The sequence below is a fragment of the Paraprevotella xylaniphila YIT 11841 genome, from assembly GCF_900683745.1.
GTDB lineage: Bacteria > Bacteroidota > Bacteroidia > Bacteroidales > Bacteroidaceae > Paraprevotella > Paraprevotella xylaniphila.
In genome coordinates this window covers 2,904,556-2,919,727 of the sequence record NZ_LR215980.1, presented here as the reverse complement: position 1 = coordinate 2,919,727, position 15,172 = coordinate 2,904,556, and the positions used below count along the sequence as shown (strand labels likewise).

At 49.6% G+C, this 15,172-nt stretch carries 12 protein-coding genes and 1 tRNA gene; 5 read left to right on the top strand and 8 right to left on the bottom strand.

Annotated features, from left to right (window positions below; genetic code table 11):
• Position 1 precedes the first annotated feature (1 nt).
• Both E0E47_RS12310 and E0E47_RS12305 read right to left on the bottom strand, forming a co-directional pair.
• Positions 2-2,710 (bottom strand): discoidin domain-containing protein, encoded by a 2,709-nt coding sequence (locus E0E47_RS12310; protein WP_130893847.1) that lies wholly within the window; start codon positions 2,708-2,710, stop codon positions 2-4.
• Positions 2,711-2,789: 79 nt separating this feature from the next.
• Entirely contained in the window at positions 2,790-4,775 is a 1,986-nt protein-coding gene (locus E0E47_RS12305) for a beta-L-arabinofuranosidase domain-containing protein (protein ID WP_172604702.1), read from the bottom strand.
• Between the two features lie 444 nt (positions 4,776-5,219).
• Between E0E47_RS12305 and greA the strand changes: the two genes are divergently transcribed.
• Positions 5,220-5,687, top strand: a complete 468-nt coding sequence (greA, locus tag E0E47_RS12300; RefSeq protein WP_008629428.1) for a transcription elongation factor GreA — start codon at positions 5,220-5,222, stop codon at positions 5,685-5,687.
• A 5-nt stretch (positions 5,688-5,692) separates the two neighbouring features.
• Positions 5,693-6,100: an HIT family protein gene (locus E0E47_RS12295; RefSeq protein WP_008629426.1), complete on the top strand. Its 408-nt coding sequence runs from the start codon at positions 5,693-5,695 to the stop codon at positions 6,098-6,100.
• A gap of 78 nt (positions 6,101-6,178) precedes the next feature.
• Here the strand turns inward: E0E47_RS12295 and E0E47_RS12290 are convergent, their stop codons facing one another.
• Both E0E47_RS12290 and E0E47_RS12285 read right to left on the bottom strand, forming a co-directional pair.
• Positions 6,179-7,264, bottom strand: coding sequence for a mannose-1-phosphate guanylyltransferase (locus E0E47_RS12290; protein ID WP_008629418.1), 1,086 nt, complete (start codon positions 7,262-7,264; stop codon positions 6,179-6,181).
• A 90-nt stretch (positions 7,265-7,354) separates the two neighbouring features.
• Positions 7,355-8,029, bottom strand: coding sequence for a nitroreductase family protein (locus E0E47_RS12285; RefSeq protein WP_008629417.1), 675 nt, complete (start codon positions 8,027-8,029; stop codon positions 7,355-7,357).
• 203 nt (positions 8,030-8,232) lie between these two features.
• Here E0E47_RS12285 and E0E47_RS12280 point away from each other — a divergent pair, with 203 nt between their 5' ends.
• The 3 genes from E0E47_RS12280 (at position 8,233) to E0E47_RS12270 (ending at position 11,865) form a co-directional block, all read left to right on the top strand.
• Positions 8,233-10,776, top strand: coding sequence for a glycoside hydrolase (locus E0E47_RS12280; protein ID WP_130893846.1), 2,544 nt, complete (start codon positions 8,233-8,235; stop codon positions 10,774-10,776).
• 84 nt (positions 10,777-10,860) lie between these two features.
• A tRNA-Leu gene (locus tag E0E47_RS12275) sits at positions 10,861-10,942 on the top strand.
• 320 nt (positions 10,943-11,262) lie between these two features.
• Positions 11,263-11,865, top strand: coding sequence for a DUF1349 domain-containing protein (locus E0E47_RS12270; RefSeq protein WP_415959484.1), 603 nt, complete (start codon positions 11,263-11,265; stop codon positions 11,863-11,865).
• 567 nt (positions 11,866-12,432) lie between these two features.
• On the opposite strand, the gene E0E47_RS12260 is transcribed toward E0E47_RS12270, so the two are convergent.
• The 4 genes from E0E47_RS12260 to ybeY all read right to left on the bottom strand — a co-directional run bounded on the left by E0E47_RS12260 (position 12,433) and on the right by ybeY (position 15,161).
• Entirely contained in the window at positions 12,433-13,215 is a 783-nt protein-coding gene (locus E0E47_RS12260; protein ID WP_008629413.1) for a class I SAM-dependent methyltransferase, read from the bottom strand.
• A 133-nt stretch (positions 13,216-13,348) separates the two neighbouring features.
• Positions 13,349-14,242: a glycerophosphodiester phosphodiesterase family protein gene (locus tag E0E47_RS12255; protein ID WP_130893843.1), complete on the bottom strand. Its 894-nt coding sequence runs from the start codon at positions 14,240-14,242 to the stop codon at positions 13,349-13,351.
• Between the two features lie 102 nt (positions 14,243-14,344).
• Positions 14,345-14,722 (bottom strand): fluoride efflux transporter CrcB, encoded by a 378-nt coding sequence (crcB, locus tag E0E47_RS12250; protein ID WP_130893842.1) that lies wholly within the window; start codon positions 14,720-14,722, stop codon positions 14,345-14,347.
• Positions 14,723-14,735: 13 nt separating this feature from the next.
• A complete protein-coding gene (gene ybeY, locus E0E47_RS12245) occupies positions 14,736-15,161 on the bottom strand; it encodes an rRNA maturation RNase YbeY (RefSeq protein WP_008629410.1) in 426 nt (141 codons plus the stop codon).
• Positions 15,162-15,172 lie beyond the last annotated feature (11 nt).

The window sequence follows — 15,172 nt, the reverse complement described above, 5'->3', positions numbered from 1 at the left end:
TTTAGTCCAACAATTTCTTTTCCACTTTCACGCTCCCGTCGCCATAACAGGTTTTCACGACATACATGCCTTTTCCGGAAGGCTCGGACACTTCCATACCTTGTAACGTGTAATACTTCGTATCCACCACCGCCAAGCCTGATTCGACACTTTCCACATCCGTCCCACGGATAGATAATTGGAAATCCACTTTGGCACTTTGGCAATACTGGTCGCTATATATAAAGGTATAAACGCCCACGTTATCATCCGACACTTTATCAATCCGGTATTCGTTTGTATGTCCCATTTCCCCGTCCGGACCATAGAAAGCCCAACTTCCACCAGAACTCCCGGTCTTGGCCGTAAGGGTCACGGTACTCCTTTTACGTACCGTCGGATTTGTATTATAAAAAGGAGAGCTTTCTCCCAAACGCCATGATCCATTCACCGATGCAGGTGCAAAAGAATCCGGTGCCTCTTGCAATATATCGATTTCAGAAATGCTGGCATACTGCCCCGCCAATGCCACTAGCCGGAAATAACGAGCCTTGACAGGCTCAAAATAAACCCCGGCATAATAAGGCAACCACGTGCCTCCGGAGACAGCCTCCCATTGTTCTCCGTCGGTACTTACCAAGAACATATAGTCACGAACCAAGCCATTGGAAGAATTGTCCATGCGCGGAGCACAAAGGAAACCGGCAATCTCATGTTCTTCTCCCATGTCAACCTCGATGTGGTGGGGAGCCGATGCCACGCCTCCGCTATACCGGGTGTGCCATTTCGTCTGTAGGTTCCCGTCGATGGCATTGGCTGCCGCTCCGTTCTCCGAGCCGGTCTCCTGGCTGCTGAATGCCCTCACTTTCCATTTGCCTTTCGGGACGTAGCATGACTGCGCGACATCCCGGCATTGCCCCGTGGACAAATCCAAATCAAACTGGGGCTTATAATCGAATACGATGGAATTTCCATTAAAAGATATAGGGAACATGATGGTCTTGGATTCAGCCAATCCCGGGTCTTGCCAACGGTCGCCGACATACACATACGACGTGCCTTTGGAACCGGTAACCGTCAGGACAGAAGCCGCCTGGGTGTCATACGCAATAGAATTACCGATATTTGCACGCGAAGACCATCCGGAAGTAAGCGATTTGGAATAAGAAAAAGTCGCTTGGTTCGGATCCCAACCGGAACAGGCCGAAAACATCATGAAATAGGTATCGCCATGGCGCACGATGGCCGGTGCTTCGCGCGACTGCCACTTAAACAGTTCCGTATATTCCACCGCACTTAAATAATCGTCCGACAGCCTAAAAAGTCCCAAATGCTGGTTCTCCTCGATGGTGGATATGAAATAGGCCGTACCGTCATTGTCCACAAAGACATTGCAATCCCGCGACTTGACCCCCAACGGACGTCCTGCCCAATGGAACTTATAATCCCCGTTCACGGAGTCGCAATAGAAAACAGCAGCTTCGGAAGCCCCGTAGTTCCCTTGTTCCCAATGGCACCACACGACATACTTTCCCGTCTTACGGCAATACATAAGTTTGGGACGCTCGATGAAACGGCCATTCCCCAAAGACGGGTGCGTCACACCGTTCTTAATGATCTTACGCTCAAACTTCCAATGCACGAAGTCTTTGGTTGAATACATGTTCACATCTGGATTCCATGTATTATTACGGTCTTCGCCTATCATGTACCACGTGTCGCCGACTTGCAAGAAACCTGCTCCGTGAGCCTGTACCGGCTCACCTCGGTCGTCCACCCATAAAGCCCCGTTACGGATAGTCATCCAATTGGACGGACGGGTGTCCAGATAGTCCTGTGTGGCTTTCTCCAATTTGGAAACCGCCTCCATCAAATCTTGCCCTTCCGGATTGTCAGCCAAAGGTTCAAGTTCCTCTATCACTTTTCCAAACAATGATTTTCCGGCATAATCGCTGCCGTCATACAACTTCTTCGCATTGAGCAACGCCCGTTCAAAAGCCCCATACTGCACAGCTAACCGGTCGTATTCATTGATAGCTGCATCCAATCCTTGCAGTGCGGCTACTAACTCATCCACCGAATCCCCTGTTTCCTTTGCTGTTTCAATCGCCTTGCGAAGACTCGTCAGGTTATGGCAGTTTTCCTGTGCCGCGCCTTCCTCTGCCACAGCCAACAGGATGTCCAGTTCCTCTTTATAAGCCTCCACATCGTGTCCTTCATACAACAAACGGAAATGGTCGACCGCTGCCCAATTGGCATCCGTACCTTTCAGCCTGAACCCGATTTCCAATATGCCATTCACGGCTACGGCACGAAGTTGGTATTCACCACCCTTATGGACAGACGTTTCATGCCGTCCGGCATACAGGAAAGCTCCTTGACAAACTTCCGGTTCCCCCTTTTGATTCACGGCATGCGCATCGACAACCACCTTAAACACACCGACCGGAAGTTCCGAAACGACTTGGTGCAAATCAGCATCAGGCAACGTTTGGGAATCAGCAACCCACCGTTCCATATAAATCTTGCCATCCTTCGTCCATCCTTCTCCTGTCGGTGAATCATTCGTCTGTGTCCAAAAGCCGGCATTTGCCCAACCCGTCGCCCCGTCTTCAAAACTCGGGTTTACAATAGAAGTCGTCATTTCGGTAGGATTATCCCGAAATGCAGCCTCGGCCATACCTTGGCCAAAGGTTAATACAGCCAGCAAACATAATTTCATTCTGTTCATGGGTAATATTTTTTAAGATTAAAATGATAACATAGTCTGTTTCTTACACCCCACATGCTTTTTATAAGAGACTAAACACCTATTCCTTATACAACCAAATACCGTAAGTAAACATCTCTGCATTCTTTTCCGGTTTCTGTCCGGACGGACGGAACCATTGCCCGATGTCAACAAACGGTGTGAGCAAGACTTCCACTTCACTTCCTTTATACAATGCTTTCGTACGATAAACAGGTCCTACCATATTGGCATAAGGCTTATCCACCACAGATGGCTTAACGCTTACATTCAATCGTATATCCTTTGCCAAGTCCACATCATCGTTACAAAGTTGTTTGTTCCACACCATATCCAAGCAATAAACCATAGGACCACGTAGAAAAGCGTATGGAATTCTGTCCGTCGGTTCTTCTTTATACATAATCTCTCCCCAGGGAAGTGTATAAGTAGTGTATTTGCTATGGTGTTCACGCATCACCCACCTTTCCTCCATAGGAAAGACAATACTAACCTTGTCCCCTTTAGACCATTTACGGGATATTTTTAAATAAGTCCCCGGTTCCACGCCTATCACATTTTTCCCATTTACAGATACCCGAGGAGCCTTACACCAACTGGGAATACGCAGATTCAACACCCTGTCAACAGCCTTCTCTGAAAGGACGGTCAACTCCATATTCTCCGCCTCCGGATAATTACCGGAAATCTGAAAAGCGAAATCCTTTCCTATATAATGGGACGGCAGATACTGGTTCACAAAAAACTCCTTACCTCTTTCCGCATACATAAAAGTGGGCAACATGGAAATGATACGGTGCCCGCTTGCCGTACAGCAGTCAGGACCGTGAAAATAACTAGCGGGCTTCGTTCCGTTCGGGGCTGTATGGTAACGGCAAGTACCAGTCTCGCAATCTTGAGCGGCAAATACATGATTCATCATCAAACGTTCCATTGCATCCGCATATTTAGACTCCCCGGTCAGTTCCAATAACATCTGCGTAAGTTGCATCCATGACATTGTGGCACAAGTCTCAACCACATTCCCCGATACCGGTTTTACATAGCCGTGTTCATAATGTTCAGCCACGCTGACTCCACCGGTAATATACATTTGGCGCTTGTGGATATCCTCCCACGCTCCCTCTACTTTACGGAACAAAGACTTGTCGCCTGTAATACGATATAGGCGAAGAAAACCCATAAAATTCATTTGGAACGTATGTGAATGCACGTAAGGCTGAAGTTCGTCAACCCCCAATGTGCCGTCTGCCACAGAATCCAATCGGGAAAAAGCATCCCAACCGCTCCATTTGTCAATGTTGCCAACGACCCATTTGCTCCAATCCAAATATTTCTTCTTTCCGGTCAGTTCATATAACCGTGCGACAGGGTCACAAAGCAATGTTCCTTCCCATGAATAATGTACTCCATGCCCTGCAAAATCAGACAAGGCATCCACCCGTTTGCGCTTATTCTCCGGTGCCCGCAAATCCGAAGGCCAAAATTCCAACTTATCGGGACCAAAATATTTCAAAAAATAATCTGCCAACTTTTCAACAGCGACCAGTGCCTCTTCATCTCCAGTCTGTTCGTATACTGTCATAAAGGCATGAAAAACAAAGTATAATTCATAGGCATCCATACCCCTGACAGGTCTTTTGCCAGAACGATAACTCCGGGCCGTAGCTCCCAAATAACCATTATCTTCCTGTGAGTCAATAATACGTTTCAATACAGCATGAGCCTTCGATAACAGTTCATCATCACCACCCTGAATAGCCGACAAATAGGCGGATTCAATCCATTTGCCATGTTGTTCGGCTTTTGTCCAGTCCCACTGGATATGCTGTCGTTCCACGATAAAATCCACATATCTGTTTATAGGAAAATTCTTCAGGTAAATATCACGGTTCAACTTCATGCGTCCTCCATAGAAACCTGTTATATTCTTCACAGAAGAAACGGGAACCGGATTCTCCAATAACACGACTTTGTCATGACTTCTGGCGTTAAGTTTCGTCATCAAACAGACTAATACTAAAACTGCATAAATTTTCATATTCATATTTTCTAATAATGAATTGTTTTATGGTTAATATGTTTTCTTTCCACCATATTGAATTTCTTCGGTGGTTTTCATTTACCGGCAATTCCACTTCTCATCCGACAATACATCATAATGCTAATTTTCTTAGCCATTTGCACTGATTAATGTATTCTTGGTTCTGTACCACAAAGATAAGGGTATAGCAAGGAAAGCAAGGAGCAGAATCGTGCAAAAAAGAGCCAAAAATCATTCATAACCTGTTTTTAATACTTTTTTCCCCATCCCCATCCCCGGCAAAATAGAAAAAAATGCAAAAATCTTTGTGATTCAGATTTTAAAGCTTAACTTTGCATCGAATCATTAAAGGAAAAGGCAAAAGGGTTCCGGCTGATTAAGGCCGGAATTCTTTTGTTTTTATCTTTTCAAGTAAAAACGCATAATAATAATTAAGGAGGAATAATTATGGCTTATATGTCACAAGAGGGCTACGACAAACTGGTGGCCCAACTCAAAGAAATGGAAACCATCGAACGTCCGGCAGCTTCGGCAGCCATCGCAGAGGCACGCGACAAGGGTGACCTGAGTGAAAACTCGGAATACGATGCCGCCAAAGAGCATCAGGCTATGTTGGAAATGAAAATCAACCAACTGAAAGCAGTCATCGGGGATGCCAAAATCATCGACACCTCGAAACTGAAAGCCGACACAGTACAAATCCTGTCCAAGGTAGAAATGCGCAATGTGAAGAACAACATGAAGATGACATACACCATCGTGTCTGAAACGGAAGCCAACCTGAAAGAAGGCAAAATCTCTGTGCAGACCCCCATCGCGCAAGGCTTGTTAGGCAAGAAAGTAGGCGACGTGGCAGAAATCAAAATCCCGCACGGCACCGTACAACTGGAAATCACGAACATTTCATTTGAATAACCGCCATGGCTACCATATTCAGTAAAATCGTAGCCGGAGAGATTCCGAGCTATAAATGCGCAGAGAACGACCGTTTCTATGCTTTCCTCGACATCAATCCTTTGGTGAAGGGCCATACGTTGGTCATTCCCAAACGCGAAGTGGATTACATCTTCGACTTGTCAGACGAAGAAATCGGTGCGATGCAAGTCTTTGCCAAGCACGTAGCAGAGGCCATCAAAAAGGCTTTTCCTTGCATCAAAGTAGGACAAGCCGTTTTGGGACTGGAAGTACCCCATGCGCACATCCACTTGATTCCCATGCAGAACGAAAAGGACATGCTTTTCAGTAACCCTAAACTGACGTTCACGGATGAGGAGTTCAAGGCCATTGCCAAAGCTATCTCGGATAACTACATGGCAGGTATTCGATAACACAAAACACACGACAAAATAAAGGCGCGGCTTCGTGAGAAACCGCGCTTTTATTATACCTTATATATAATAAGAAAGCTAAATAAACTCTTCTCCCAACTTCATCTGGGCATCTGTCATCATACGCCTTAATGCCGCACTGTCATCCTTGGGGCAAATCATCAGCACATCGCCTTTTTCTGCCACGACAAAGCCCTTCAATCCATCAATAACGGCTATCCTTCCCTTAGGCAAACAAATGACATTCCCTTCACTGTTGTACAGCAAGGCTTCGGTATTAAGCAACACGTTGTCCTGCCGGTCGTGCTGCGTATCATTGTGCAGGGAGCACCATGAGCCCAAATCCGCCCATCCGAAGTCGCACACCTGTACATAGACATTCTCGCTCTTTTCCAAAATACTATAATCCAATGAAAGGTTCGGCAAGGTATCGAAATGGGCCGGCACGCGACAGAAATCATCTTCGTCAATGGCATCGATGGCCTCCGTCAGGCTGTCCCGATAGTCTGGCACCAAATCATGAATCGCCTTCATCATGGTACGGACGTTGTACAGATATAACCCTGTATTCCAGTAAAACTCCCCGCTTTCCATGAATACACGGGCAAAATCCAACGCGGGCTTCTCCGTAAAGGACTTCACACGGGCAAACGCCCCTTCCTCCATATTCTCATGGGCTTGGATATACCCGTACCCGGTATCGGGACGGGTCGGCTTTACTCCCATGGTCAGCAGACAATCCGAATGCCCCACGAAGTCCAATCCTTTCAGCACGTCATCATCGAAGTTTTTCTCCTCCAGAATCAACTGGTCGGCGGGAGAAACTATCACATTGGCGTGCGGACAAAGGTGGCTGATACACGTCGTAGCCCACGCCACGCTCGGCAAGGTGTTCCGCCGGATAGGTTCTTTCAATATTCTGTCTTGTGCCACATCCGGCAACTGTTCCCTTACCAAATCCGCATAATGCTCGTTGGTCACGATAAAAATATGCTTGGTATCGATAATCTTGCGAAAACGGTCGTAGGTCTGTTGCAATAAAGTACGCCCCGTTCCGAACCAGTCGAGAAACTGTTTGGGCAACTCTTTACGACTTACAGGCCACAAACGACTGCCGATGCCGCCGGCCAATATCACACAATAATTCTGGTCTTTTGCTTCCATAATTCAAAGGCTAGTGTAAACTGTCGCTAAGTTAACCCTTTTCACGAACAAACTCGAAAAAGGAATTTTAAAATCACTTAAATACACAGTTTATTCCACAAACTTAACCTTCTCCGCATCTCTCGGTTTGGCAGCGGGAGACTCGTCTGGATAACCCACAGCAATGGCATACAGCAGAACATAATCTTCCGGGAGTTGCAAACGTTCCAGATAAGAAGCGGCCTCCTGATTGCCTGTCATGAAAGCAATCGGACCGCCAAGGCAACAAGTTCCGAGTCCTAAAGACTGTGCTGCCAACACCATGTTTTCACCTAAAAGCCCGCAGTCCAACTGGCCGCTTCCGTCCTTCGGGGATGCGATGAATATCACGGCGGGAGCATTCCGGAACATATTCTTAAAACCGGGTTCTTCGGCCGCCTTCGGATTGGCTTTTTTGAAAACCTCTGTGATTCCATCGATATAATCGGCATTGTCCACCACACGCACCTGCCAAGGCTGACGGTTCATCCCGCTAGGCGCATTGATACCGCAATTCACAATGGTCTCCAACTTCTCGCGTTCCACCGGTTGGTCTTTGTACTTACGGATACTGCGCCGGGACATTATGGCCTCGACCACCGCATTTCCTTGCTCTGTATCCACACTATCGGACATAACCGTCTCCGTCTTTCCACCCGAAGATGTACAAGCCCCCAACAGGGCCAGGCCTAACCCGAATGTGCCGCACAAGCACACACCGAAAGCAAAATTCTTCAATGTATTCATACGCTTCTTCTTTTGATAAATAATAAATAAGTAGTCTTCGCAAAACTAATAAAAAACGTCTTCAAAGCCAACTTTTTCCTCATAATCTTCCGGCAAGAAGCCATAAATACTTTCAGCTATAAACTTTTATCCCCCATTTGCTTGTTATTCTTGCAGAATCGTCGTACTTTTACCCCATCAACCTGATTTCAAATTCAAAACAGATGAAGAACAGACTTTACACTTATCTGGCCGGTTGGATATTTCTGTGGTTACCGGCCCTGCTTTTGGCACAAACCATCAACAGTCCCACGGCATTTTTCCTCATGCACTCCAGTGGAAACCATGTGGCCAAAGACGCCCAAGGAGGAGCGGTATTGGAAGCCGCAGATGCCCCGTCGCCCCAAAAACTTACATTCATCCCCGACGGCAACGGATATTATGCCTTGCAATCGGCCGACGGACAAGGTTATCTGTCACTGAGCGGACAATGGAACACGTCCTTCACAACCGACCCCTCATCGGCAAAAGCCTTGTATGCCATAGAGAACTCCGGAAAGTTCTTCATCAAGCTGCGCTGCAAATACAACAACAAATATTTAGGAACGGACGGGACGACAGCGTCGTCAGCCGTGTATTCGGACAAAGACGGGACGGACACCCGGCACCTGTGGTACCTTACGACCGACGTGCATCAGGCTCCGCCTGCCGACACCTCAGTCTACGTCATCAACCCGGCCGTTACCCGCCAACAGTTCGAGGGATGGGGCATCTCGCTCTGCTGGTGGGCCAACATGTGCGGGAAGTGGAGCGATGAGAAGATAGACGAACTTGTGGATTGGCTGGTCAGCCCGGACGGACTGGACTACCGTATTTTCCGCTACAACATCGGTGGGGGAGACGACCCGCAAAACCGGAACTGCACGCCGCACCACATGGGAAGCGGAAAAGGCCTGCGTGCGGAAATGGAAGGCTTCAAAGACAGCCCGGACGGTGAATACATTTGGAACCGTGATGCCGCACAACGTAAAATCATGCTGAAAATCAAAGAGAAGCGTCCGGATGCCATATTCGAGGCCTTCAGCAATTCCTGTCCCTACTACATGACTTACAGCGGATGTTGTGCGGGTAGTACCAATGCGTCGGCCGACAACCTGAAACCGGAATACTATGAAGCATTCGCCCATTATCTGGTAGACGTGTGCCGACATTATAAAGAGGAATACGGCATAGAGTTCCGTACGCTTTCGCCTTTCAACGAACCGATGACGAGTTATTGGGGAGCCAACGGAGGACAAGAAGGATGCCATTTCGACATTGCCTCGCAAGTGGCTTTCCTCAAAGTGTTGCACCCAATCCTGAAAGCCTCCGGCCTGAACACCGTCATCTCGGCCTCGGAAGAAACCGATGCCGCACAGTCGGTCAGGGACTTTGAAGGTTATCAGGCCGCCGGAGTGCTGCCCCTCGTCGGACAATGGAACACGCACACCTACTCGGCCACCACGCAGGCACGCAGCCAAATCAGTGCCCTCTGCAAGGAACAGGGCATCCGTCTATGGATGAGCGAAGTAGGTAGCGGCGGAAGCGGTATTGCCGGAAACCTGAACCTGGCACAGAAACTGATGGACGACATACGTTACATTATGCCTGTGGCGTGGGTGGACTGGCAATACGTGGAGGAGGGCAACGACCAATGGTGCCTGGTGCAAGGCGACTTCACGAAACAGACCTACCACAAGGTGAAGAACTATTCCATCCGCCAACACTTCAGTAAATTCATCCGTCCGGGCTACACATTCCTCACGTCGTTGAACGGACAGACACTGGCAGCCCGCAACCCGGAAGGCGACAGCCTCACCATAGTGGCCATCAATCCGAACGCCTTACCCGTCGTGCATCGTGCCGATTTAAGTTTTTACGAATCCATAAGCAACGGGCTGACGGCACTCCGCAGCTCGGAGACCGAGGATTTGTCCCCAACGGCCGATTACACACTCGAAGACCGCATACTGACCTACAAGCTCCCAGCCTACAGCATCATCACGTTCGTCATCCCCGTGGAAGAAAGCGCGGATGCCGACAACGCCATACGCCCCGGCCTTCCTTACTGGATATGCCCCCGTAACGCAGCCGACCAAGCCCTGCAGGCATCCGGCGGCAAGGTGACTTTACAACCTCTGTCATACACTCCGGAACAAACTTGGAAACTGCAACCGGACGGAAACGGATATACCTTTACCAACGGCAACGGTGATATCCTGACCGACCACTCGCCGGACTATGCGTTAGGATATGAAACTTCTCCCCAAGCCGGACAAAGCTTTACCCTCACTCCCATCGACCGGCTCTTTTATAAAATCATGACAGAAGACGGATCGAAGGCTTTCGACTTGGAAGGCGAACATCATACGGCCGGCACAACAGTCGGTCTGTGGGAATACGGTTCCGCTCCGACTGCCTGCCACCGCCAATGGTTCTTTATGCGCCAACCGGACAGCGGAAACCCGGATGCCGTTCCGGGCATCTCCTTTCCCGATGATACATCCCGGACCCTTTTCCGTCTCACTTGCGAACCGGGAAACATACTCCGGGCAGACAAACTTTCGGATACCCCTTGCAGGCTCGGCATCTATGCCCCTTCAGGAGGCTGCATTTACCAGACCTTACTTCAGGACGAGACCCTACGAGTCCCGCTCCATCCGGGCATCTACATCGTCAGTGGCATAAGCCGCTCTACCCGCTTCCATCAAACGATTTTCATAAAATAATGCCGGAATAAGAAAAAAATCCGGCTAAAGTTTTGCAAATATAAAAAAAACGCCTACCTTTGCACTCGCAATCAAGAGAGATGCGCCCAGATGGCGGAATAGGTAGACGCGCTGGTCTCAAACACCAGTGGGGCAACCCATCCCGGTTCGATCCCGGGTCTGGGTACAAAGAAAAAGTCAAACGATTTTTATTATCGTTTGACTTTTTTCGTTTTTTCAGGAGAATTCCCCCAAAAACATCCTGTTTTCATTTTGCCGGAAAGTAAAAACGACGTATTTTTGAACCGGAAACCTTCAAAAGGCATTCAAAACAACCCCAATATAATCATACCATTTATGAGAAAAGCATTTATCCTCCCGGCACTTATCGTTACCGGACTGGCTGCGCAAAGCTGCCAACAAAAGAATCAGGGAAAAAACATGGTGGAAGAGGTCACGGCTGACACGACGGCAGTTTCCGCCAAAGTAGCTTCCTGCGATGTCCGCATGGATGGCATCACTTTCACGGGTGCACTCAACGGGGCAGACACTTGCGTCACCGTGAAAGACGGACGTGCAATAGAATTCCGTTGTACGGAGAAACTCGACTTCTTTTGCGACCCCAACGGCGGACAGTTGAGCAACACCACCCTGCCTATCCTGCTCACGGAAGTGGACAACAGCCAACCTTTCACGCTCACGGCCAAAGTGACGCCGGGATTCACCACGGAGGGGACGTACAACGCGGCCGACCTTTTCGTGTATGCCAACGACACGTTGTGGCAGAAGTTCGCTTTTGAACAGGACGAGCGCGGAAACCACCGTATCGTCACGGTGCGCACCCAGGGGACTTCCGACGACAACAACCATGAACGGCTCACCGTACCTTCCGTCTATCTGAAGATTTCGTCGGACACTCGCACAATAGCCAGTTATTATTCCCTTGACCAAAAAGAATGGCAGATGGTGCGGCTCTATAAAAACTACTATCCCGGCAAGATATGGGTAGGCATCGCCAGCCAATGCCCCCAGAAGGGCGAATGTACAAGCCTTTTCGAGGAAGTCTCGCTGCAACAGACTGCCGTGAGCGACTTCCGTATGGGAGAATGACAAGGCAACCGTTTTCATTCTGTCACCGTTCGCCGTGACCGACATGGCAAAAAGTCAGCCCAAACAGCTTCTTACGGAATCTTCCCAAAGCGGAAACGGGCAGGATAGGAACGCATGGCTGCATAAATATTCACTTCAAACGGCATATATGCGGAAAAATATCGCATATATGCCGTTTTTTCTCATGAGAATAAAAAATCATTCGGCTGAAAGAAAAAAATCATTCTCAGCAGATTGAAAAAATGAAATGACGAAAAACGGGAAAAAACCTCTCCCAATCCGTTTTCCAAACACCACAAAACGTATTTTTTCCTCTATTTGAACCTCTCCGGCTTGTCTAAACAGACTGTCAAAAAGTAAGGCCAAACCCACCGACGCTGACAAGCCGTCCCGAACCATACGGACAAATCCGGGCATGCCGTTCTTTTATGACAGTCCAACGCCTTTTCAGCTATCTTCGTGCATGCCCGCCGAAGCCCGAGATTGCGATATTTCAAGTCACTCCCCGACCCTACGCCAAATACGCGAGCCACGCACAGGCCGGAATGACATTTTGACAAACGGCATTCACCCTCTTTCGGGCTGCACGAGATAGAAACAACTTGTACTGAAAAAATTACGCACGTATGGCAGGACGGAAAGCGCACCATGGAGCTTACGGGGCTTCAGGCCGAATTTCGTCTCGTAATGCGGATTGATGAAATAGAGTTGCCGGTCTACGACCCGATAGCCGGTGGCATACAATGCCGCCTGAAACTTCTCTATGGGGCAACGTGTGCGCTTGATGTTCATCAGTTCGCGGATGGTCGGCCCGTCTTCACCGGCTGCGGCCAACACGCCCTTATAGAGTGGAAAAGGCAGAAGATGAAGGAACGGGAAATGAGACACCACCTTGCTGTGCGCTATTTGCTGGTGGCCGCCGAAAGGCATTTGCCATGCCGGAAAGGCCATAAACACCACACCGCCCGGTGCCAGATAGCGTTTCAGGCCTTTCAGGAAACCGGCCTTGTCGTTGATATGCTCTATCACATCGTGCACCAATATCAGGGAGAATTTATGCTCCAGTTCCGTCAATTTGAAAATGTCGGACGCGACAAAAGTACCTTCCGCCCCTCTCTCGGCAAAAAACTTACGGGCCTCGGCAACACGTCCGGCAGCAATGTCCACTCCTGTCACCGAACAACCCAACTTCGCGAACGAGAACAGGTTACCCCCTTCGCCACAACCCACTTCCAACACCTCTTGCGGAAGTTCAGGGAAGCATTTACGGATATAAGGAATATAATATTTCTCTGTCGTACGGGCCTGCTCGTCAAAATAACGTTCGCGGTCGGAATGGCGCTCTTGCATGTTAAATTCTCATTTTATTTGCGCCAAAGTTAATAAAAAACTATTATATTGAAGGGGCTGTCCGGATAAAATCTTCCAGACGACCTCTTTTTCCATCTTACCGTTCAGGCTCTACGGTGGGAACCGGACTGGTTCAAAGGTTCCTTCTTCCTTTTTTCTCCAAATATTCAATCAACTCTTCCGGACGGTCGGTCTGTATGACAGAGGCCCCGCGATCGAGCACCCAGCCCCAGTGGGCATCGGGGTCGGACAGGGCTTTCCCGTCTTCATGGCCGCCGCACAGGCTCGCCCACAACGTATTGATCCAGACACGGCAATCCGATGCGGCTATCACCGGCAAGTAGGACAACTTGGCAAAACGGTCTGTCTTGAAAATAACCTCCACGGCCTGTGGGCGGAATGCGGAAAGGAACGAAGCGACGTAGGGTATCGCGCCCTCACCATCGAGATCCACCACGGGCATATAAAGAATGTCCTTGTAGCCGGAAAGCTGCCGTTCCACCTCCTCTACCGTGCCGCGCCCCTTCAGCACCACATGGTCTTCCGTACCCGTCTTGCGGATAATCGGTGCAATCTCGGACAGGTAATCTCCGCCCTTGTCGATGTTCACCAGCACCGCCCCCTTGCAAGCCGTCAGGGCTTCCTCCAGCGTGGGTATGGTCTCGTCCGAAAGACTTCCGTCCGCCCGGCGCAGGCGGAAACGCTTCAGTTCCTCCACCGTGTAGTCTGCCACGTTGCCTTTACCATCCGTCATGCGGTCGATGTTCCCGTCGTGCATCAGCACGAAACCGCCGTCCTTCGTCCGCTGGATGTCAATCTCCACCATGTCCACCCCCATGTCTGCTGCCCCTTTGATGGCCGCCACGGAGTTCTCGGGCGCATGCCGCCAGTCGCCCCTGTGGGCCACGACGAATACATAATCGGAGCGGCTGTCTTGCAGTTCCGCCCTCAACCGACTGATATGCCCGTCAGCCTGTACGCACAGTGCCAGCCACCACAGCCCAACCGTAAAAAGAATCTTTTTCATTTCCCTTTCATGTTTAACCGGAGTAAAAGTAGTCCTTTCCGTGGGAAACGCCGGAAAAGATTTACGTCTAAGATTGACAATCTTGTGTCTCCAGAGGGAAAATCAGAAAACACGTACCAGAAAATGACCGAACCACACGGCCAACAGCCCCAAGGCAAAGCTCAACACCGCGTATGCGGCAAACGACCAGAACTTGTCTGAAAGGAAAAGGATGTAGTTCTCGTGTACGAACGTGGAATAGGTGGTAAACCCTCCGCAAAAGCCCACCGTGAGGAACAAACGCCACTCGGGGGACAAGACATCCGCCCGCTCAAACCAACCGTACAACAAGCCGATGAACAGGCAACCCGCCACATTGACGACCATCGTTCCCAACGGGAGATGAGTAAAATTGCCCGCCGAGACCCACCGGGTCAGCCCGTAGCGGGCCATGCCGCCCACGAAACTACCGGCTCCGACGCACAACAAGGTCTTCCACATTTGCCTCCTCCCGTCATTGGGCCAATGAAGAACGCAAAGCCAAAGCCTTGTCTTCGGCCGCCTCCATGATTTCACGTTCGCCCGGCCCCTTGTCGTTAATGCCGCAAAGGTGCAGGATACCGTGTATGATGACACGGTGCAGTTCCTCTTCGTAGGTTGCCCCCACCTGCTCGGCGTTGGTCCGCACCGTGTCGAGGCTGATGAAGAGGTCGCCCGAAATCACGTCACCTTCGCAATAATCAAACGTGATGATGTCCGTGTAATAATCGTGCCCGAGATACTGGCGGTTCACCTCCAGAATCTTCTCGTCGTCCACGAAGATATAGGCAATCTCGCCTACCCTTTTGCCGTAACTCGCAGCCACGGCTTTCACCCAGGCCGTGTTTTCGCGTTTCTTGATGGAGGGCATCTTCACGCCGTCCGTATTGTAAGTAACCATCTCTTTCCTAT

Coding starts and splice junctions, on each gene's coding strand:
- E0E47_RS12260 (WP_008629413.1), bottom strand. CDS start 13,215: ATGCAAGAGCGCCATTCCGACCGCGAACGTTATTTTGACGAGCAGGCC.
- E0E47_RS12255 (WP_130893843.1), bottom strand. CDS start 14,242: ATGAAAAAGATTCTTTTTACGGTTGGGCTGTGGTGGCTGGCACTGTGC.
- E0E47_RS12285 (WP_008629417.1), bottom strand. CDS start 8,029: ATGAATACATTGAAGAATTTTGCTTTCGGTGTGTGCTTGTGCGGCACA.
- greA (WP_008629428.1), top strand. CDS start 5,220: ATGGCTTATATGTCACAAGAGGGCTACGACAAACTGGTGGCCCAACTC.
- crcB (WP_130893842.1), bottom strand. CDS start 14,722: ATGTGGAAGACCTTGTTGTGCGTCGGAGCCGGTAGTTTCGTGGGCGGC.
- E0E47_RS12295 (WP_008629426.1), top strand. CDS start 5,693: ATGGCTACCATATTCAGTAAAATCGTAGCCGGAGAGATTCCGAGCTAT.
- ybeY (WP_008629410.1), bottom strand. CDS start 15,161: ATGGTTACTTACAATACGGACGGCGTGAAGATGCCCTCCATCAAGAAA.
- E0E47_RS12280 (WP_130893846.1), top strand. CDS start 8,233: ATGAAGAACAGACTTTACACTTATCTGGCCGGTTGGATATTTCTGTGG.
- E0E47_RS12305 (WP_172604702.1), bottom strand. CDS start 4,775: ATGAATATGAAAATTTATGCAGTTTTAGTATTAGTCTGTTTGATGACG.
- E0E47_RS12290 (WP_008629418.1), bottom strand. CDS start 7,264: ATGGAAGCAAAAGACCAGAATTATTGTGTGATATTGGCCGGCGGCATC.
- E0E47_RS12310 (WP_130893847.1), bottom strand. CDS start 2,710: ATGAACAGAATGAAATTATGTTTGCTGGCTGTATTAACCTTTGGCCAA.
- E0E47_RS12270 (WP_415959484.1), top strand. CDS start 11,263: ATGGATGGCATCACTTTCACGGGTGCACTCAACGGGGCAGACACTTGC.